This is a genomic window from Deinococcus ficus (genome assembly GCF_003444775.1).
GTDB classification, from domain to species: Bacteria; Deinococcota; Deinococci; order Deinococcales; family Deinococcaceae; genus Deinococcus; species Deinococcus ficus.
This window is the reverse complement of sequence record NZ_CP021081.1, coordinates 275,029-295,009: the sequence shown is the minus strand read 5'-3', so window position 1 is coordinate 295,009 and position 19,981 is coordinate 275,029. Positions and strand designations below refer to the sequence as shown.

Below are 19,981 nucleotides of genomic sequence, written 5' to 3'. Positions count from 1 at the left end.
TGCAGCGGGGCCTGCCCTGAATGAGGGGCAGGCCCCGGCTTATCCGGCCAGGAGGTTCAGGCGGGTGGGGCAGCCTGCGCCCGTCAGCTGCGGCCAGTCGCGGCGCACGGCCTCCGCGTCTGTGCGGCGTTCCAGCAGGTACTCCTGCACGCGGGCCATGCTGAGCAATCCGTCCGGCACCCCGGCCGCCAGGGCGTCCACCTCGGCGGGCGTCCAGTCGGGCCAGAAGCGGCGGAGCATTCCGGCCACCTGCGCGCGGGTGGCGTTCCCGATCAGGACGTGGCGGTCGGCGCGGCCCGGGCGGATCAGGGCGGCGTCCAGCCCGGCCAGGTCGTTGGTGGTCATGAACGTGATGCGGCCCTCGCCGGCGGCGACGCCGTCCAGGGCGTTGAGCAGGCCGTTGAAGCTGAGTTTCACGCCGGGGGCGCGCGGCTCGCGGCCGAGGAAGACAGCGTCGATGTCCTCCAGCAGCAGCAGGGCGCGCCGGGGCAGGTTCCCCAATAGGGCGGTGAGGCGGTCGTCGGTGAGGTCGGGCGTGGCGAGGTTCAGCACGCAGACGTTCAGTCCGGCGTCGCCGGCCAGCGCGGCCACGAGGCTGCTCTTGCCGTTTCCGGGCGGGCCGTGCAGCAGGTACCCGCGGCGGTAGGGGATGCCCATGTCGGCGTACCAGTCGCGGTCCCGGAAGAAGTCGCGCAGGTCGGCCTGCAGGGTGTCCAACAGTCCGCCGTCGTAGATCAGGCTGCCCAGCGGGCGGGCGGCGCGGCGTTCGGCCAGGGTCCAGTTCTCGTACTGCGGCACGTGAATCTCGACCTTGCCGTCGGCCTTTCCGGCGGTGAATTCGTACGCCTCGCGCAGCAGGTGGGGAATCACGGCGCGGCTGCGGGTGAGCATGCGGAAGGTGAGGCTGTGCGTGTACCCCAGGAAGCGCTCGCCCTGGCCCTCGCGTTTCTCTCGGCTGGGCCGCGCGAGCAGCCAGTGACCGCGGTAGCGCAGGATCACCTGCCCGCTGAGCGGCACCAGGCGGACGTGAATGTCGTCGCCGTCCTGGTCGGTGCCGAGCAGGAGGTTCTGGCCGCCCATCTGCTCGTTGTAGCGGGTAACCACGCCCAGGTGCCGCAGGTGGCGGCCCACCGGCTGCGCGGCGAGCCACGCGGCCAGCCACGGGAAGGCGGCGTCGTCGCCCTGCACTTCCAGCGTGAGGGTCAGGCGGCCCTTCGTGCGGGTCCAGAGCTGGCCGGGGAGGGTGCGGGCGTACACGGCCAGGGCGCTCAGCAGACCGATCAGCAGGCCGCCCTGGGCGAACTCATTGTTCGCGAGGGTGTGCTGAACCGTCGCCTGCGCCTCCAGCCACAGGCTGTGAAGGTTCAGGGGATCCATGGTTTTGCCGTTTGGGAGTGGCGGACGGGGCACCGCGTTTGGCGTGGCACGTCCACGCGACACGCGGAAGGTAGCGTCCGGTAGGCATCGCGCGCCTGCGCTGTTTGGCGGACCCGGCCACGCGCACAACGGCGGAGCGGCACGAAAAAACTCCCCCCGCATGGAGGGGAGCGGACGGGGGCGAACCTTACAGCGAGGTGACGGCGCCCAGCGGTCCGGCGTGCAGGGGCAGGGTGGGGCACAGCCACACGCGCCCGGTGCCGCGGAACGCCTGGATGAAGCCCTCGCCGGTCTTGGCGCTGCCGATCAGGCCGCGGCTGCTGCGTTCCACGCTGAACTGCAGGCTGTCGGTGTACGCGATCACGAGGTTGCCGTCCACCTTCAGCACGTCGTTCTGCAGTTCCAGCAGCTGGAATTCCTCGGGCGGCACGGGGCTCTGCAGGGCGAACAGGCCGCTGCCGGTCAGTTTGGGCTGCACGCGGCCCTCGCCGCTGCCGACCATCTGCGCGAAGCCCTGGTTGACGTGCCGGCCCACGCTGATGTCGCCCACGCAGGCGACAAAAGCGCCGTCGTCCACGATCAGGGACTCGCCGCGCAGTTCCCCCAGCAGCAGGTGAAGCCGGGTGGGTTCGGTGTAGACCACACCCTGGCCCTTGAGGGCGGTCTTGTACATGCCCTCGCCGGTGGCGGCGGCCGTCACGGCCCCGCGCAGGAACCCGCCCAGGCCGCCGCCCGAGCCGGAGGCCGACACGGCCTGCATTTCCAGGTTGCCGCGCAGGTACTGCAGCGCGCCGGCTTCCAGGGTGGCGCCGGTGGTGGTGTGAATGGCGAGCTGGCGCCAGCGGCTGGGGCGGGTGAGGCCCTGCATGTAGCCCTGCACGGGGGCTTCCATGGGGTGGGCGCTGTATTCCAGCACCTCCAGCTTCTGTCCCTGCGCGCTGAGTTCCCGTTCGGTGGTGGCGGTCCAGGTGAATTCCATACTGTGCATTACGCACGGTGTGCGCCCGGGGTTCCCGACGGGGCGCGGCATGAAAAAACCCCCGCGCAGGGCGGGGGCTTACGGGTGGGTCGGTTAGACCGCGAGGACCTGACGGCCGTCGTAGTACCCGCAGCTGGGGCACACGTGGTGGCTGAGTTTCTTCGCGTGGCACTGGGGGCAGTCGTTCAGTGCGGGCGCGGTCAGGGCGTGGTGGCTGCGGCGCATGTCGCGCTTGCTCTTGCTGGTCTTCTTCTTGGGAACGGGGTGCTTCGCCATTTTCTCTCTCCTGGGGCCGCTCGGCGCTGCTGTGCAGGGGGGTTGCCGGGGCAAGCTCTGACCCGCCATGCGGGCGAGACAACAGCCGGGAGTATACCACAACATTCCACCTGTCCAGCATGCCCCCGGAGCGGGTGGAGGGGAGGGTCCGGGGAACTGACCTGCCCGGCCCGGAACCCGGTCCCAGGTGCGTAAAGTGAAGGCCATGCAAGAGTTCCTGCCGGCGCCCGTGACCCTGGAAGCGGGGCTGCGCTGGCTGGACCTGCTGGGCATCCTGGCTTTCGCCATGTCGGGCGCGCTGCTCGCCGTGCGCAAACGCTTCGACCTGTTCGGCGTGGTGGTGCTCGGCTGCGTGACCGCCGTGGGCGGGGGCGCCGTGCGGGACACCATGACCGGCCAGACCCCACCCCTGTTCCTGAGGGATGAGACGTACCTGTGGACCGCGCTGCTCGGGTCGTTCCTGGCCTTCGCGTTCGGGGAACGCCTCGCCCGCGCCGAACGGGCCCTGAGCGTGTTCGACTCGGTCGGCCTGGGCCTGTTCGCGGCGTCCGGGGCGCTGGGCGCGATCAAGTTCGGGCTGGGGCCGCTGGGCGTGATCTTCGTCGCCATGATCAGCGGCGTGGGCGGCGGCATCATCCGCGACCTGCTCGCCAACGAGGTCCCGGAAGTCATGTACCGCCGGGAGAACCTGTACGCCACCGCCGCCGCCGCCGGGGGCCTCGCGGTGCTGCTGCTCCGGCCGGGCCTCACGCCCTTCCAGACGCAGCTGGCCGGCGCGCTGGTCGTGATCCTGCTGCGCTGGGTGTCCCGGCAGGGCTGGGTGAAACTCCCCGTCCGCCGCCTCCCGGACGGGTCAGGATGACGGGCGCACCACCCCCGGACGTCCTGGAGCGGCTGAACATCCGGGCCGGGGAGGCCCTGGGTGGGCGCGTGAACCGGCACTGGCGCGTGACCTGCGACGGCGCGCCCCTGGTGCTGCGCCGCTGGGGAGCCGGGCGGGCCGACGTGGAGTACGAGCGGGCCCTGCGCGCGCAGGTGGCCGCGCTGGGCTGGCCGGCCGCGCGGGACGTCTCGGAGGTCGTGGAGGGTGAGGGGGCCCTGTGGAGTCTGGCGGAATGGCGGCCCGGCAGGCCGCGGGGCCGCTCGCCGGCAGAGGCGCGGGCCCGGGGCCGGCTGATGGCCGACTTTCACGAGGCCACGCGGTCGCTGCCCCTCGGCCCCCGCCCGGGGTGGCGGGACACGCCGGACATCCTGGCGGACCCGGCGCTGGACCGCGCGTTCGGGCAGGCCGCCCCGGACGAGGCCCGGCTGCTGCTGTGGCATCTGCACCGCGCCCGGGCGCTGCTGGCCCAGGTGGACACGGCGGGCCTGCCCCAGCAGCCGGTGCACGGGGATTTCACGCCGTGGAACCTGCTGTACCGCGGCGGGCGGCTGTCCGGGGTGCTGGATTTCGAGCTGGGCCGGCCGGCGTGCCGGGTGGCGGAGTTCGCGCTGGCGTGGCGCGGCGAGCACGACGAGGTCCTGCGTGGGTACGCGGAGGTCTCTCCCCTGTCGGAGGCGGAGTGGGCGCTGATCACGCCGGTGTGGTGGGCGCTGCTGCTGGAAGGTGCGTTCCGGGACCTGCGGGCCGGGCGGCAGGATGGCGGATGGACCGCACGGATGCTGCGGCGGCGCAGCGCCCTGCTGCCGGTGGACCGCTACACCGGATCAAGGCAATAAAAAAGCCGCCTTCTTCGGCGGTGATAGAACCAATCTAGCGCGGTATGCGGGTGGCGTCAAGGGTATGCAGGCGGTTTCGCCGCGGCCCTGCGGTTCTGGCGGGGGCGGTAGAGTGCGTGGGTTATGGCGCCCACCCCCGAGCGGTTTGCGAAGATCATGCGCGTGCTTCAGAAGCGTCAGCCGACGCTGACGGTCCTGATGGACGAGGTGAACAAACCGCACAACCTGTCGGCCATCGTGCGCACCTGCGACGCGGTGGGCGTGCTCGAAGCCCACGCGGTGCCGCCCAGGGGCGGGAAGCTCGCGGAGTTCGAGGGCCACACGTACGAGGCGACGTCCGGCAGCGCGCACAAGTGGGTGCGGGTCAACCGGCACGAGGACGCGATCAGTGCCGTGCGGGCGCTCCAGGGCCGGGGCTTCCAGGTGCTGGCCACGCACCTGTCGCAGCGCAGCGTGGACTACCGCGAACCGGATTACACGAGGCCCACCTGCGTGCTGCTGGGCGCGGAGAAGTGGGGCGTGTCGGACGCGGCGGCCGAGGCGGCGGACGCGAACATCGTGATTCCGATGTTCGGGATGGTGCAGAGCTTGAACGTGTCGGTGGCGGCCGCGACGATCCTGTTCGAGGCGCAGCGGCAGCGGCTGGCGGCCGGGATGTACGCGCAGCCCCAGCTCGCGCCGGACGCCCTGAACGCCCTGGCGTTCGAGTGGGCGTACCCGGACCTCGCGCCGGCGTACCGGGAGCGGGGCGAGGCGTACCCGGCGCTGGACGAACTCGGGCAGTTCGCCTGACTGGACACCCCTGGACCTCCGTCTGGGGGTGCATTTCGTGCCTTGCGTTCACCGGCGGCCCGGCGGTCCTGGACCGGCGGGGCGAATGACCCGGTACACTGGGCGGACCGCGCCTCTTGAGCGTCCCTGGAGGACGTTGTGGGGCCAGAGGGAATCACATTGAAACAACACACGATTGGAACGCCACTGACCGGTGACGCCCGTACCGCCCCCGTTCTCCGGTTCACCCGGGGGGCCTGTTGATGTTCGGGCTGGAGATGCCGCCCCTTACGCCGGAGTTCTGGGCGATTCTGGGCACGCTGGTGCTGCTCGAGGGCCTGCTCTCGGCGGACAACGCGCTGGTGCTGGCCGTGATGGTCCGGCACCTGAAGGGGGAACTGCAGCGCAAGGCGCTGGCGTACGGGATCGGGGGCGCGGTGGTGCTGCGCATCCTGGGCGTGCTGCTGGCGAGTTTTGTGCTGGAGTACTGGTGGCTGCGGGCGTTCGGCGCCGCCTACCTGGCGTACCTGGCGATCAGTCACTTCACGAAGAAGGACGACCACCACGCCGAGGGCAGCGGGAAGAAACCCATGGGCTTCTGGATGACGGTCGTGATGCTGAACCTGACCGACCTGGCGTTCAGCGTGGACAGCATCCTGGCCGGCGTGGCCCTGATTCCGCGCGGCATGCCCAGCAACCAGGGCCTGACCATCGTGATCATCGGCGGGATCATCGGGCTGATCCTGATGCGGATCGCGGCGACGCTGTTCCTGAAGCTGCTGAACAAGTACCCGGCGTTCGACACGGTGGCGTACGCGCTGGTGGGCTGGATTGCCGTGAAGCTGGGCGTGGAGACGCTGGAGGCGGCGCACGAGGTGTACCCCTGGGTGCCCACCTGGCACATGCCCACCCCGCTGTTCTGGGGCGTGATGGCGGCCATCGCGATCATCGGGACGGTCGTGGCGCTGCGCAAGCCGGCCATGAGCGACGAGGCCGCCGACGTGAAGGCCCACGTGGAAGGCGTGGACCTGCTGGAAACCGATCAGGACCCCGCGCCGCCCAGCCAGCCCCGCTGAAGCGACCAGCATCACTGAAGGACCGGGAAGCTTCCCGGTCCTTTTCCATTCCGGCCAGGTTCAGATATCTGAATACCTGCTCAGATGTTTGGGTGTAGAGTGAAGCCATGACCCGCCCGGACCCGAACGCCAGCCTCACGTACTTCGTGGAGGGCATGGACTGCGCCTCCTGCGTGCAGAAGGTCGAGCGCATGGTGGACCGCCTGCCCGGCACCGGCGCCGTGCGGACCAGCTTCACCCGCCAGACCCTGGAACTCACCCTGGACGAGACCCGCACCGACCGCGCCGTGCTGGAAGGCAACCTGCGGGCGCTGGGGTACGTCCCCTCACTGCGGGGCCACGCGGAGGCCAGCCCCCCCTCCGCCCCGGCCACGCACGAGCCACACGACCACAGCGGCCACGACCACGCCTCCCACGCCGGGCACACCCACGCGCCCAGGACCGGGCTCCCCTGGTATGCCACGGGGATCGGGCGGCTCGTGCTGCTCACCGGGGCGCTGCTGGTGGCCGCGTACGCGCTGGGGTTCCTCGCCCCGGCCTTCGCGGACGCCTTCTATATCGTCGCCACCCTGATCGGCGTGGCGCCCTTCGCCCGCAAGGCCTGGGCGGGCGCGCGCCTGGGTGACCCCTTCAGCATCAACATGCTGGTCACCCTGGCGGCCGTAGGCGCGCTGCTGATCGGGGAGGCGCCGGAGGGCGCGGTCGTGGTGTTCTTCTTCGCGGTGGGGGAACTGCTGGAAGGCGTGGCGGCCGGAAAGGCCCGCCAGGGCATTCAGGCCCTGGCGGCCCTCACGCCGAAAACGGCGCTGCTGCTGGAGGCCGGCGGGGCGCGCGAGGTGCCGGCCGACACGCTGCGGGTGGGGCAGGTCGTGCAGGTCAACCCGGGCGGGCGCGTCCCGGCCGACGGCGTGATCCTGACCGGCACGTCCGGCCTGGACGACAGCCCTGTGACCGGCGAGAGCGTGCCCGTCACCAAGACCGCAGGGGACCGCGTGTACGCCGGCAGCATCAGCACGGACGGCGGGATCACCGTGCAGGTGGACAGGGCCGCGAGCGACAACACCATCGCGCGGATCATCCACATGGTCGAGGAGGCCGAGGCGAGCAGGGCGCCCACCGCCCGGTTCATCGACCGCTTCTCGCGCGGGTACACGCCGGCCGTGGTGGCCGTCTCGGCGCTGGTGGCCCTGGCACCGCCGCTGCTGCTGGGGCAGCCGTGGCACGAGTGGCTGTACAAGGGCCTGGCGCTGCTGCTGATCGGCTGCCCGTGCGCGCTGGTCCTGAGCGTGCCCGCCGCGATCACCAGCGGCATCAGCGCCGGCACGCGCCGGGGCCTGCTGATCAAGGGCGGCGCGGCCCTGGAGCAGATCGGCCGGGTCACGACCGTCGCCTTCGACAAGACCGGCACCCTCACCGTGGGCCGGCCACAGGTCACGGACGTGCACGGCGTGACCCTGCCCCGCGAGGCCGTGCTGCGGCTGGCCGGGGCGGTGGAGGCCGGCAGCAGCCACCCGCTGGCGAAAGCGGTGCTGGCCGCCGCTCGGGAGGCCGGGCTGAGCCTGCCGCCGGCCACGGATGCGCGGGCCCGCGCCGGGCACGGCGTGCAGGCGACCGTGGAGGGCCGCACACTGCACGTCTCGTCGCCCCGCGCGGCGGCGGCGCTGCTCACGCCGGACCTCGCGGCGCGCATCGCCGCCTTCGAGGAGGACGGCAAGACGGCCGTGGTTCTGCACGACGCCCACGAGGCGCTGGGGATCCTGGCTGTCCGCGACGAGGCGCGGGAGGACGCGCGGGCCGCGATCGCCGACCTGAATGCGCTGGGCGTGAAGGCCGTCATGCTCACCGGCGACAACGCCCGCACCGCCCACGCCATTGCGGGGGGGCTGAACCTGGACGTGCAGGCCGAACTGCTCCCGGAGGACAAGTTGCGCGTGATCGACGCCCTGAAGGCGCAGGGAAGCGTGGCGATGATCGGGGACGGCATCAACGACGCGCCCGCCCTGGCCCGCGCGGACGTGGGCGTCGCCATGGGGGGCGGCACCGACGTGGCCCTGGAAACCGCGGACGCCGCGCTGCTGCGCGAACGGGTGGGCGGCGTGCCGGACCTGATCCGGCTGTCGCGGGCCACCATGGGCAACATCCGGCAGAACATCTTCTTCGCGCTCGCGCTGAAGGCGGTGTTCCTGGTGACCACGCTGCTGGGGTACACGAACCTGTGGATGGCGATCCTGGCCGACACCGGCGCGACCGCGCTGGTCACCCTGAACGCCCTGCGACTGCTCGGCTGGGGCCGCGCGCCCGTGCAGGAGGGCCGCGCATGACCCGTGCCGCCGCGCCGGACGTATGCGAGGTGCCGTGCCTGCACCCGGAAGCCGTGCAGGCCGCCCGGGCCGCGCTGCCGGAGGAGGGCTGCGTGGCGGGCGCGGCCGCGTTCCTGAAGCTGGTCGCGGACCCCACGCGCCTGAAGATTCTGAGCGCGCTGCACACCCGGGAACTGTGCGTGTGCGACCTGGCGGCCGTGATCGGCATGAGCGAGAGCGCCGTGAGCCACCAGCTGCGGCTGCTGCGCACCGGCCGGGTCGTGACGCACCGCAAGGAGGGCCGCGTGGCGTACTACCGCCTGCTGGACGCGCACGTCACCACCCTGATCGAGAACGCCCTGGAGCACGCCCGGGAGTAGCCGGGCAGGACCGGAATGCTGGACACCCGGGGTCGGCCCGGCCCGCCGCGCACGATACCCTTGGTCGTTTGAGCGCCCGGGCGTGCCCCGGGCCCTGGAGGTTCCTGATGAAAACGTACGCTCTGATGGCGGCGCTGCTCGTGTCCGGCGCCTCGGCCGCCGGGACGCTGGTCGTGGCCGGCAGTGGTGAACCGGTCACGCTGGAGTCCGGCAACGCCCACGATTCGGTGTCCATGCTGGTGCAGCGCCAGATCTACGACCGGCTGATCGGCGTGAAGCCTGGCACGGCCGAACTCGCGCCCGGGCTGGCGACGAGCTGGAAGCCAAACGCAACCGCGACCAGCTGGACGTTCACGCTGCGCCGGAACGTGAAGTTCCACGACGGCACGCCCTTCAACGCCGACGCGGCCGTGTTCAACCTCAGGCGCTGGTGGGACAAGAATGACCCGAACGGCCTGCGGGACGCCGGCCGGCTGTTCACGGTGGTGCCGGATTTCCTGGGCGGCTACAAGGGCGAGAAGAACGCCGTCGTGAAGGACGTGGTGAAGGTCGGCGAGTACGCCGTGCGCGTGGACCTGACCCGCCCGAACACCGTGTTTCCCGTGCAGATGAGCGCGTCGTACTGGGGCATGTCCAGTCCCACGGCCGTGAAGGCCCAGGGCGCGCGGTACGGCACGCCGGCCGGGACCGCCGTGGGCACCGGGCCGTTCATGTTCAGGAGCTGGGTGACCGGGGACCGCGTGACCCTGGCCGCCAACCGCACGTACTGGGGCGTGAAACCCCGCGTGGACGCACTGATCGTGCGGAACATCAAGGACCCCAGCCAGCGGCTGAACGAACTGCGCGCCGGCACGGTGGACATCGCCAGCGACCTGCAACCCGACGACCTGAAAGCCATTCAGGCGGACAAAAACCTCGTGCTGTACAGGCGCCCCAGCTTCAACCTGGGGTACCTGGGCCTGAATAACCGCAACGAGTACCTCAAGCACCCCAAGGTGCGGCAGGCGATCAGCCTGGCGATCAACCGCAGGGCCATCGTGGACGCCTTCTGGTACGGGCTGGGCACCACCGACACCAGCATCCTGCCCCCCGCCCTGAAGTGGGCGACGAGCAGCCGGGTGCCGGCCGACTACCCCTTCGACCCGGCCGCCGCGAAGAAGCTGCTGGCCGAGGCGGGGTACCCGAACGGCTTTTCCATCGACCTGTGGTACATGCCGATCACCCGCAGCTACTTCCCGAACCCCAAGGCGTCCGCCGAGGCGATGGCCGCCGACCTGGCGGACGTGGGCATCCGCGTGACCCTGCGCACCAGCGACTGGGCGAAGTACCTGGAGGACCTGTTCGCCGGGCGGCTGTCCATGTACCAGATCGGCCTGATCGGCGATTACGGCGACCCGGATTACTTCTACGGCGCGCTGTACAACCCGACCAGCACGAACGACATCGGCTGGAACGCGCCGGAGGTGGGCACCCTGCTGGAACAGGCCCGCGCCGGCCTGACCCGCGAGGCCCGCGCGCAGGCGTACGCCCGGGTGCACGAGCTGACGTACGCGGCCGGGTACCGCCTTCCCATCGTGCACAGCCAGTCGGTGGCCGCCGCCCGCACGTACGTGAAAGGCTGGGTCCTGAGCCCCTTCTCCAGCGAGCCGTACAACACGGTGTCCCTGGTCGGGAAGAAGTAACCGGCCTCCCACTGCTCTCCCTGAGACACACGGGCGTCCTGGTCGGCTGCGCAGGCTGACCGGCGCCTGTTCGTGTCGGGGGTACACTCGGGGGCATGAGTGACCTGCTGGAAACCGTGCGTGGCCTGTCGAAGAAGACCGACAGCAAGATCCTGATGGTCGTGCTGGACGGCGTGGGCGGCCTGCCGATGGGCGTGAACGGCGAGACCGAACTGGCCACCGCGAAGACCCCCAACCTGGACGCGCTGGCGGCCGGGTCGCAGCTGGGGCTGGTGGAACTGGTCGGGGCGGGCATCACGCCCGGAAGCGGCCCCGGGCACCTCAGCCTGTTCGGGTACGACCCCCTGAAATTCGTGGTGGGCCGCGGGGCGCTGTCCGCGGTGGGCATCGGCGTGAAACTGAACGCCGGGGACGTCGCGGTGCGCGGGAACTTCGCCACGCTGGGTGAGGGCCGCGTCGTGCAGGACCGCCGCGCCGGCCGGCCCAGCGACGAGAAGAACGCCGAGATCGTCGCGAAGCTCCGCGCGGCCATTCCTGAGATCGACGGCACGCCGGTGGAGATCTACACCGAGTCCGAGCACCGCTTCGTGGTGGTGTTCCGCGCGGCGGGCGGCGAGGTGCTGGGCGCCCAGATCAGCGACGTGGACCCCCAGGCGACCGGGGTGGTGCCCATGACGGCCGCCGCGCACGACGCCGCCAGCGAGAAGACCGCCGGGCTGGTAAACGCCTTCGTGACCCGCGCCGAGCAGGCCCTGGCCGGGGAGACGCAGGTGAACGGCGTGCTGTTCCGCGGGTACAGCGACGTGCCGCACTTCCCGTCCTTCGCGGACGTGTACCAGCTGCGCTCGGCGTGCATCGCCAGTTACCCCATGTACAAGGGCCTGGCGAGCCTGGTCGGGATGGACGTGCTGCCCGTGGAAGGCCACGAGGACGCCCTGGACGGCAAGGTCGCGGCCCTGAAGGAGAACTGGGACGCGTACGACTTCTTCTACTTCCACGTGAAGAAGACCGACAGCACCGGCGAGGACGGGGATTTCGCGGCGAAGGTGAAGAAGATCGAGCTGTTCGACGCGCTGCTGCCCGAGTTGCTGGCCCTGAACCCGGACGTCCTGGCGATCGTGGGGGACCACAGCACGCCCAGCAAGCTCGCCAGCCACAGCTGGCACCCGGTGCCCCTCCTGATCCGCAGCGAGTACGGCCGCAAGGACGCCGCGCAGCGGTACACCGAGGAGGAAGCCGGGCGGGGCAGCCTGGGCCTGCGGCGCGGCACGGACCTGATGCCGCTGCTGATGGCGAACGCGCTGAAGCTGAACAAGTACGGCGCCTGAACGCGCCGGATACCGTCCCTGAAGGCCTGCTGCGCCCGCTTTCAGGCCGGCGTCAGGTTCGGCGGGCACCCTGGAGGGACCTTAAGGAGGTTTCCCATGCGTAAATTCCTGCTTGCCCTGGCCCTGAGCGGCTCCCTGGCCCTCCCGGCCGCCTCGGCTCAGACCGTCAGCGCGAACATCGACGTGAGCGTGCCGTTCCCGCAGATCGTGCAGACCGCCGCCCAGGTCGTGAACCTGCTGTCGCAGGGCGTGCGCGTGTCCTTCCTGACGCCTGCGTCCCAGCCGGCCGCCACGCTGAGCTCCGGCGGTGGCATCGTGGTGAACCCCGCCACGCCCGCCCCGCAGGTCACGTACGTGCAGGTCATGACGCCCATCCCCGGCACGAGCACCGTGATCAAGGAGGTCTACCCCCTGGCCACGCCGATCAGCACCAGCAAGCCGGTGGCCGCGCAGACGATCATGGTCCGCGCGAAGAACGGCAAACTGGTCCCGCTGACCAGCGTGATGGGCCGTCAGGCCGCGTGGGCGAAGGCGCCCGGCCTGCAGAAGAAGCGCGGGCAGATGCCGCCCGGCCAGCTCAAGCAGCTGTGCAAGACGGATCCCAAGAACGCCCTCTGCGCCAAGTAAACCCTGCTGTTTCCCAGACCAGCCCGGCCGCGTGCCGGGCTGGTTTTTGGCGTGTGGGGCGCGCCGGGCCATGAAGTCCGGGTGAAGTTCATTCTGGCGTCAGCTTGTCTGGGCAGGCACAGCGGAATCCTGTCCCGGGCAGTTTTTTCCTTCCTGAGAAGGGTAAACCGCACCGGCCGGCCGGGCGCCTCATGGGAAAAGCATAGGCCGCAGCTCAGACTTCGGCGAACAGTGCGTGTAGGCCCCCTTCAGCGGATTGCCATGCGTTCCGGTGGGGCGGGCCGCAGCATGACTGTCATGAGCGGTGTGCCCGGCCTGCACGACCCGGCCGGACCCATCCTCGCAAATCCATTCCCGGTTCCCGGGACCCCCGCAGGCCCCCGGCCCCCGACCCTGTCGAACGCCGCGACCGCCTGACGCCCGGAACCCGGGGAACGGCCTGACCCCCGCTCGGTCCGGCACGACCCCACAAGGAGAACAGCATGCGACTTATTCCCCTGTCCGAACTGACCACCCGCCACGCCGACGTCCTGGGCAACGACTACTACGATCCCACCGGCAGCACCGCGTACGGGCTGAACGGCGACCGCATCGGCACCATCCGCGGCGCCCTGGCCGAGCCGGAAACGGGCCGCATCCGCTCCCTGATCGTGGACGTGGGCGGCTGGTTCAGCAGCAAGGAAGTCGTCGTGCCGGTCGGCATGGCCCGCATCGAGGGTGACGGCGTGTACTTCGACAACCTCACCAAGGACCAGGTCAGCGGCATGCAGGCCTACGCCGTGGGCCAGGACTACAGCATGGACGCCCAGTACGCCGACGAGCGCGTGCTGCGCGCCGCCAACCCCCAGTACGCCATGGACGAGCAGAGCTACACCCGTGACCGCGGCTACCGCAACGACGACGCGCTGTACCAGACGCCCGACCGCCTGCAGCTCCTCGAAGAGCGCCTGATCGTGAACAAGGACCGCTTCGTGGCCGGCAGCGTGGAGATCGGCAAGCACGTCGAGACCCGCCAGGAGAGCGTGCAGGTGCCCCTGCAGCGCGAGGAAGTGGTCATCGAGCGCCACACCGTCAGTGACGCCCGCCCCGTGACCGGCGACGTGCGCCTGGGTGAAGGCAGCCAGACCATGCGCGTGGACCTGGAAGCCGAACGCGCCAACATCGGCAAGGAAGCCTACGTGACCGAGGAAGTCAGCGTCGGCAAGCGCACCGTGACCGAAACGCAGACCCACACCGCCGAACTCGGCCGTGAAGTCCTCGACGTGAACAAGACCGGCGAGGTCCGCATGGACGGCCTGAGCGGCACCGACACCAGCATGGGCGCCGGCACCCTCGGCCGCACCGGCAGCGCGGCGGGCGACGTGGCGGGCGCCGCGGGCAACAAGCTGGAAGAGGGCGCCGACCGCCTGCGCGCCATGGGCCACGAGGTCGCCGGGGCCGTCACCGGCAACCCCAAGCATGACGCCCTGGCCGCCGAGGACCGCGCCAAGGCCAACATGAACAACGACCAGGCCGACCGCGACATGATGGACGCCGACCGCAAGGTCTGACCCCCGGCGCAGTGGCTGCAGGGCAGCACCTGACCCGCCGCCCTGAACCCACTGCACCCCTCCGAACGCGGGACGCGGCCCTGACTGTGGCCGCCCCGCGTTCTTCCTATCCCCCAATAGCCCCAAAGGAGGTCCCATGCCAGACCACGAAGACACCGACCTGTCCCACACCCACTCCGTGACCGACGGCACCGCCACCCGCCTGCGCGAGGTCGTGCGCGACGAGACCGTGCGCCCCGTGGGGCAGATCGAGCTGCGGGAGGAGCGGCTGATCGTGGAGAAACGCCGCGAGGTGGCCGGCAGCGTGACCTTCACCCGGGAACTGCGCCGCGAGACCGTGAAGGTCCCGGTTGAGCTCGTGTCGGAGGTCGTGGTGATCGAACATCACGGCGGCACCGGCGCGCCCGGCGTGATCGTGGACGGCGTGGAGCTCGCGCCCGGCGCGCGGCGGGAAATCACGCTGTACCGCGAGGAAGCGACCGTGGACAAGCAGGTCGTGGTGGCCGAACAGGTGAACATCGGCAAGCGCACCGTGACTGAAAAGCGCGTGTTCGACGCCGTGCTGGGCCGCGAGGAGCTCGTCGTGACCGAGGACGGCGCCGTGCAGCGCCTCGACGGGGACCCTACTCCGGGCATCGCCGGCCTGGACCGCCCGGTCTGATTCCCGTTCCGGGCCGCGCTCCCACGGTTGAAGGGGCGCGGCCTTGTCATGGTGTTCAGGTGAGGACGGCCGGACCGGTGGGCGTGACGTCTCCCCTTCCCTCCTGCCCGGCGTACTGACGCGCCTGCAGCTGCCACAGTTCCGCGTACTCGCCGCCGGCGGCCAGCAGGGACGCGTGCGTGCCGTCCTCGATCAGCCGGCCGCGTTTCATCACCAGAATGCGGTCGGCCATCAGCACGCTGCCCAGGCGGTGCGTGATCAGCAACGTGGTCCGGCCCTGCGCCAGCGCCGCGAAGGCTTGGAACACCTCTGCCTCGCTGCGGGGGTCCAGCGCCGCGGTCGGTTCATCCAGGATCAGCAGCCGCGCGTCCCGGTACAGGGCGCGGGCGGTCGCGAGTTTCTGCCACTGCCCGCCCGACAGGTCTATTCCGCCGAACGCCGCGCCGATCCTGGCGTCCAGGCCGCCCTCCACGCGCTCCAGCACAGCGTTCAGGCCGCTGCCGTGCACCGCACGGTGCAGGTCCGCCGGCAGGCCGGCCCGGCCCAGCGTCACGTTCTCCCGCAGCGTCCATTCAAAACGCGCGAAGTCCTGAAACACGGCCGCCACCTGAGCGCGCCACGCGGCCGGGTCCAGGTCCCGCAGGTCCGTCCGGGCCTCCCCAGCGCCCACCAGCACCCGCCCCGAGCGGGGATCGTAGAAGCGCAGCAGCAGGTTCACCAGGGTGCTTTTCCCCGCGCCGTTCTCGCCGACCACGGCCACCACCTGCCCCTCCGGGATGTGCACGGTCACGTCCTCCAGCACGGCCGGGCCGTCGCGGTACCCGAAGCTCACGCCTTCCAGCGTGAGGTCCAGCCGGGCGGGCAGCGGGCGCGGGGTCTCAGGCCGGGCGACGCGCGGCGCGGCGTCCAGGAAGGCATGGTACCGCCCGAACCAGCGCAGGTGCTCGGTGCCGCTGCTGACGATGTTCGACAGGGCCTCCAGGCGGTCCCGCATCTGCCCCAGGGCGGTGATCACCAGCACCACCCCGCCGGCCGTGAGGGTGCCCGTGCCCGCCGCCTGCACGGCGTAAGCGAAGATGCCGGCCGTCACCAGCAGCGACAGCGCCTGGTACGGCAGCACGCCGCCCAGCTGAGCGTTGCGCACGCCGCGCATGGTGCGCTGGTACGCCCGGGCGCGCCCCACGTACGCGTCACGCAGGTGCGGCAGCAGGCCGTACAGGCGCACTTCCTTGGCGTACTCGTGCCGGATCGCCACCCGCTGGTGGTAGTTCAGCTCCCTGGCCTCCTGCGTCTTCTGGAGGGTGAGGCTCCACCCGAGCCTGTACAGGTCCATCTGCCGCCGCGCGAGCGGAAGCAGGCCCGCCACGGCCACCAGCGGCACCCACCACCCCACCGTGAGCAGCGTGGCCGCGAGCGCCAGGATCGCCACCCCGTCGTTCAGCAGCGCCAGCACCACCGCCGTGAGGTTCAGCGGCCGGTGGGACGCCCCGGTCTGCAGGATCTCCACGTCGTCGTGAAAGCGCGGGTCCTCCAGCACGTCCAGGCCGGGCAGGGCCTCCATCTTGCCCATCAGGCGGGCCACGGTCTGCACCGTGAAGTGGTCGGCGACGGAGCCCTGCAGCATGCCGCGCGCGGCGAACGCCACCTGCCCCAGCAGGGCCGCGCCGGCCCACGCGGCGGCCAGGGCCGTCAGGTCCGCCTGCCCCCCCGCGGCGAGACGGGTCACGCCGTCCACCGTCCACTTTCCGATCAGGACGGTCACGGCCGGCAGCAGGCCCTGCACCAGCCCGGCCAGGAACATGCCGCCCACCAGCAGCGGCGCGCTGCGCAGCAGGTCCGGCAGCGCCCGCCGCAGCACCCGCAGGAGTTCCCACCCGGTCAGTTCCTTCGCCTGTGTCTGTGCTGGCATGAGGGCGCAGTGTAGGGACCGGCCCGGCCGGCCGCTGCGGCAGGTGCGGCCCTGCCGCGCGGCCGGGCGCGGTACCATGCGTGCCGTAGGGGAGCGCGTCTCCCGAAAAGCAGCGCCGACCAGACACGAAAAAGCCGCCCTGCACTATCCAGGGCGGCCCGTTGGGGTCACCGGTTACTGCAGGGATTTCACCCAGGCGTAGATGTTGTTCAGGTCCGCGTCGGACAGCTGCGAGGCGGTGAAGTGCGGCATCATCGGCGCCAGATCGCGCCCGGGGGCCTTGCCCTCGCGCACCGCGGCCGTGAACTGCGCCGCCGTCCACTTGTTCGCGTCCTTGGTCATGGCCGGCCCGATGCCGCCCTGCCCTTCGGCGCCGTGGCAGCCGGCGCAGCTGGACGCGAAGGTGCTCTTGCCTGCGTTCGCGTCGCCGCTGTCCGCGGCGTTCTCGGCGGCCGTGCCGCCCGGGGCCACCGCCACGCCGCCCGGGGTGGGCTCACCGGCGGCCGCGCCGGGCATGGCCGCCTCGCCACTGCCGTCCGCGCCGCCGCTGCCGGTCTCGTCCATGGCGCCGCCGCCCGCCGCGCTGCCCATGTCGCTGCCCTCACCGCCGGCGGTGTCCGGGGTGGTGGGGGTGGAGGTGGTGGTGTTCGCCTCCGGCGCGATCGCCTCGGCGGTCACGGCCTCGTCGTTGCTGGTGGTGCTGCTGGTCGGGTTGCCGACGCTGGCGGTGCCGGACTCCATGCTGCCGGCCTCGGTGTTGTTGGCGCTCTCGATGTCCGGGCTTTCCGCGCTGATTTCCTGACCGACCGGCTCGCCGCCGCCCAGCGTGCGGGGAATGGCGATCAGCAGCGTGGCGCCCAGCAGCAGGCCCAGGGTCGCCCCCGCAATCCAGGACGTGGCGCTGCCCGCCTGACGGTGGTGTGGTGTGGCGTTCATCCGTTCAGCATACGACGCCTCCCGCCGCGCCGGACGGGACGTTCAGGCTTTCCTTCACGCCGCCTGAGCGCGCCCACATCCCGCCCGGTCAGGCGTCCTGCGGGCCGTTCCGGCGGGGCGGCAACATGCCCAGCATCGGTTCCGGCGGGGCATTGCGGTCCTCGTCCGGCCACCACTGGCGCGCCTTCAGGTCGCAGCGGCCGGACGCGTCGAACACCACGCCCTCGGCCTCCAGCAGTTTCTGCTGCACGTCCCCGAAGCCCAGCTTGTGGGTGCTCACGCGACCCTGCGCGTTGATCACCCGCTGCCAGGGCAGGTCCGTGCCGCCCATCAGGGAGTTCAGCACGAACCCCGCCTGCCGCGCCGCGCCGGGCTGCCCGGCCAGCAGCGCCAGCTGCCCGTAGGTCATCACCCGCCCCGGCGGGATGCGGGCCACCAGGGCCAGCACGCGGTCACGGAAGCCCAGCGGCAGGTCGGTCGGGTCAGGCGTGGTCATGCGCCCATTCCAGCACGCCCGGCGCCCGAACGGGCCGGGTGTTTACTTCCCGGCGCCGCCCGCCGCGACCGGCGTGCCGGAGCCGCTGGCGGTGATGCCGGTGATCAGCGCCTGCCGGATGCCGCGCGCGATGCCCACCGCGAGGCGGTCCAGGTAGTTGCTGTCCAGCAGGTTCTGGCCCTCGATAGGGTGGCTGGTAAAGCCCACCTCGACCAGCGCGGCCGGCACGCGGCTGTTGCGCAGGACCGACAGCGACGTGCGGTTTTTCAGGCCGCGGGACACCGCGCCGGTCATCTCGACCATGTTGTCCTGCAGCACCTGCGCGAGGTTGCTGGACAGCGGGTGGTTGGGGTTCCACCACGTCTCGATGCCGTAGTTGCGCAGCGCCGCGTACGGTTCGGTGGAGTTCACGTGAATGCTCACGAACAGCTGCGTGCCGGGCGAGGCGATCGCCGGGCGGCCCTCCAGCGGGATGAAGGTGTCGTTGGCGCGCGTGAGCACGGCGTCCACCCCGGCGGCGCGCAGCAGGGTCTGGACGCGGCGGGCGATCTCCAGGTTCACTTCCTTCTCCACGATGATGCCCACCGCGCCCGGGTCCTTGCCGCCGTGCCCGGGGTCGATCACCACGCGCGGCTGCACGTAACTGGCGCTCAGGGCCAGCATGGCGGTGCCGCGCGTGGCGGGGACTGGGGGCACCGCGGCGATCTGGCGCTGCGCGGCCGGCAGGGGTGTCAGGTCGGCGTACGCCGGGGAGAGGTCCAGCACCAGCCGGGAGCGGTCGCCGGCCAGGGGCGGCAGCAGCTGCACGTGCCAGCCGCGGCGCATGCTCATGGGCGTGCCGGTGACCAGGGTGGCGACCAGCGTGCCGCCCTCCTGGCTGTACCGCCAGCTGCGCAGTTCCGGGGAGACGTCCGTGGATTCCTGCGGCGCGGCGGTGACGCCGGTCAGTTCCACGCGCAGGCTCAGGCCGCTGGGCACGATGCGGTACCCGGTGCCGGGCGGCAGGTCCAGCACCACGCGCGTCTGCCCGGGGTTCTTGCCCAGGCGGGGCTGCGCCAGGGTCGCGCCGGCCTGCACGCTGCCCGGCACGCGCCCGGCGGTGACATTGGGGGTGTTCTGGTCCGGCGCGGACGGCAGGATGGGCGCGGCCGGCAGGCCCTGGCCGCTGGTGAGGGTGTCGCCGGGCGGCAGGCCCACCGGCAGGTTGGTGGGCTGCTTCGCCACGGGCACCAGCGGCTGGGGTTTCGCGCTGGCGGTGACCGGGGCCACGGCCGTCACGGCAGGCGCGGGAGCGGGGGCCGCCACGCCGGCGACCTTCAGCGTGCCGGCCTTCAGGGTGGGCCCGGCGCCGCCGCTGAGGGTGGGGCCGAATTCCAGGATCAGCACGCGGCTGCCGGAGGCCAGGGTGGCTTCCGAGGCGCGCCAGCCGTCACTGAGGGCCAGGGGAAAGGGCGTGCTCAGCAGCACGTTGGTGCTGGTGGCGCGGTACTCGGTGACGCTGGGGCCCAGCCGGGCGGTGACGGCGGGCGTGATGCGCGCGCCGCGGACGTCCAGGCGCAGGCCGGTGAAGGTGGGCGTGAGGGTGTAGGCGACCCCGGTGGGCAGGTCGAAGACCACGCGGGTGGTGCTGCTGTCACTGCTGGTGCGGGGCGACCCGAAGCTGGGAGCCTGCGCGGGCAGGCTGGGTGGGGCGGCCTGGGCGACGGGCGTCTGGGTGGTCTGGAGGACCGGGGTGTTCTGGGTGGGGGCGCTGCGCTGGAAGGGGTCGGGCTGGGCATTGGTCTGCGCCAGGGTGTGGGGGGTGGCCATCACGAGAAAAGATGAGAGCAGGATGACAGACCGCAGCATATACATCCATTTTGCGTTGTTTATGCATGAGAACAGCATCAAGGCCCTCATCCGAAAGTTGTAGAG

18 protein-coding genes are annotated in these 19,981 nt (G+C 71.3%); 11 read left to right on the top strand and 7 right to left on the bottom strand.

The genetic code is table 11. The features are described 5' to 3' along the window. Positions 1 to 39: 39 nt before the first annotated feature. The 3 genes from DFI_RS01400 to rpmF all read right to left on the bottom strand — a co-directional run bounded on the left by DFI_RS01400 (position 40) and on the right by rpmF (position 2,632). On the bottom strand, positions 40 to 1,377 hold the full coding sequence (locus DFI_RS01400) for an AAA family ATPase (protein WP_027463539.1): 1,338 nt from the start codon (positions 1,375 to 1,377) through the stop codon (positions 40 to 42). Positions 1,378 to 1,564: 187 nt separating this feature from the next. Continuing rightward, positions 1,565 to 2,356 carry an AIM24 family protein gene (locus DFI_RS01395; protein ID WP_022800472.1) on the bottom strand — a complete coding sequence of 264 codons (792 nt, stop codon included), beginning with the start codon at positions 2,354 to 2,356 and terminating at the stop codon, positions 1,565 to 1,567. A gap of 93 nt (positions 2,357 to 2,449) precedes the next feature. Further along, complete coding sequence (gene rpmF, locus DFI_RS01390; protein WP_022800473.1) at positions 2,450 to 2,632, bottom strand: 50S ribosomal protein L32; 183 nt, start codon at positions 2,630 to 2,632, stop codon at positions 2,450 to 2,452. 205 nt (positions 2,633 to 2,837) lie between these two features. Between rpmF and DFI_RS01385 the strand changes: the two genes are divergently transcribed. The 11 genes from DFI_RS01385 (at position 2,838) to DFI_RS01335 (ending at position 14,726) form a co-directional block, all read left to right on the top strand. Continuing rightward, on the top strand, positions 2,838 to 3,494 hold the full coding sequence (locus tag DFI_RS01385; protein WP_022800474.1) for a trimeric intracellular cation channel family protein: 657 nt from the start codon (positions 2,838 to 2,840) through the stop codon (positions 3,492 to 3,494). Beyond that, positions 3,491 to 4,351, top strand: a complete 861-nt coding sequence (locus DFI_RS01380) for a phosphotransferase enzyme family protein (RefSeq protein ID WP_027463540.1) — start codon at positions 3,491 to 3,493, stop codon at positions 4,349 to 4,351. The genes DFI_RS01385 and DFI_RS01380 overlap by 4 nt, the downstream gene beginning before the upstream one ends. Before the next feature lie 123 nt (positions 4,352 to 4,474). Beyond that, positions 4,475 to 5,143, top strand: a complete 669-nt coding sequence (gene trmH, locus DFI_RS01375) for a tRNA (guanosine(18)-2'-O)-methyltransferase TrmH (protein ID WP_027463541.1) — start codon at positions 4,475 to 4,477, stop codon at positions 5,141 to 5,143. A gap of 242 nt (positions 5,144 to 5,385) precedes the next feature. After that, a complete protein-coding gene (locus DFI_RS01370) occupies positions 5,386 to 6,198 on the top strand; it encodes a TerC family protein (RefSeq protein ID WP_027463542.1) in 813 nt (270 codons plus the stop codon). Between the two features lie 107 nt (positions 6,199 to 6,305). Continuing rightward, positions 6,306 to 8,519: a heavy metal translocating P-type ATPase gene (locus DFI_RS01365; protein WP_027463543.1), complete on the top strand. Its 2,214-nt coding sequence runs from the start codon at positions 6,306 to 6,308 to the stop codon at positions 8,517 to 8,519. Further along, positions 8,516 to 8,878 carry an ArsR/SmtB family transcription factor gene (locus DFI_RS01360; RefSeq protein WP_022800480.1) on the top strand — a complete coding sequence of 121 codons (363 nt, stop codon included), beginning with the start codon at positions 8,516 to 8,518 and terminating at the stop codon, positions 8,876 to 8,878. The genes DFI_RS01365 and DFI_RS01360 overlap by 4 nt, the downstream gene beginning before the upstream one ends. Before the next feature lie 107 nt (positions 8,879 to 8,985). Then, the gene (locus DFI_RS01355) at positions 8,986 to 10,560 is read left to right on the top strand and encodes an ABC transporter substrate-binding protein (RefSeq protein WP_027463544.1); all 1,575 of its coding nucleotides are present in this window, start codon (positions 8,986 to 8,988) and stop codon (positions 10,558 to 10,560) included. A 95-nt stretch (positions 10,561 to 10,655) separates the two neighbouring features. After that, on the top strand, positions 10,656 to 11,888 hold the full coding sequence (locus tag DFI_RS01350) for a 2,3-bisphosphoglycerate-independent phosphoglycerate mutase (RefSeq protein WP_022800482.1): 1,233 nt from the start codon (positions 10,656 to 10,658) through the stop codon (positions 11,886 to 11,888). Positions 11,889 to 11,984: 96 nt separating this feature from the next. Then, complete coding sequence (locus DFI_RS01345) at positions 11,985 to 12,515, top strand: hypothetical protein (RefSeq protein ID WP_027463545.1); 531 nt, start codon at positions 11,985 to 11,987, stop codon at positions 12,513 to 12,515. A 482-nt stretch (positions 12,516 to 12,997) separates the two neighbouring features. Next, positions 12,998 to 14,065: a PRC and DUF2382 domain-containing protein gene (locus tag DFI_RS01340; protein ID WP_081425903.1), complete on the top strand. Its 1,068-nt coding sequence runs from the start codon at positions 12,998 to 13,000 to the stop codon at positions 14,063 to 14,065. Positions 14,066 to 14,201: 136 nt separating this feature from the next. After that, complete coding sequence (locus DFI_RS01335; protein ID WP_051308010.1) at positions 14,202 to 14,726, top strand: YsnF/AvaK domain-containing protein; 525 nt, start codon at positions 14,202 to 14,204, stop codon at positions 14,724 to 14,726. A 55-nt stretch (positions 14,727 to 14,781) separates the two neighbouring features. Here the strand turns inward: DFI_RS01335 and DFI_RS01330 are convergent, their stop codons facing one another. The 4 genes from DFI_RS01330 to DFI_RS01315 form a co-directional block, all read right to left on the bottom strand. Then, entirely contained in the window at positions 14,782 to 16,635 is a 1,854-nt protein-coding gene (locus DFI_RS01330; RefSeq protein WP_027463546.1) for an ABC transporter ATP-binding protein, read from the bottom strand. Between the two features lie 174 nt (positions 16,636 to 16,809). Beyond that, positions 16,810 to 17,571 (bottom strand): c-type cytochrome, encoded by a 762-nt coding sequence (locus tag DFI_RS01325; RefSeq protein ID WP_051308012.1) that lies wholly within the window; start codon positions 17,569 to 17,571, stop codon positions 16,810 to 16,812. Between the two features lie 88 nt (positions 17,572 to 17,659). Beyond that, positions 17,660 to 18,067, bottom strand: coding sequence for an MGMT family protein (locus tag DFI_RS01320; RefSeq protein WP_022800488.1), 408 nt, complete (start codon positions 18,065 to 18,067; stop codon positions 17,660 to 17,662). Positions 18,068 to 18,109: 42 nt separating this feature from the next. After that, positions 18,110 to 19,915 (bottom strand): N-acetylmuramoyl-L-alanine amidase, encoded by a 1,806-nt coding sequence (locus tag DFI_RS01315; RefSeq protein WP_027463548.1) that lies wholly within the window; start codon positions 19,913 to 19,915, stop codon positions 18,110 to 18,112. Positions 19,916 to 19,981 lie beyond the last annotated feature (66 nt).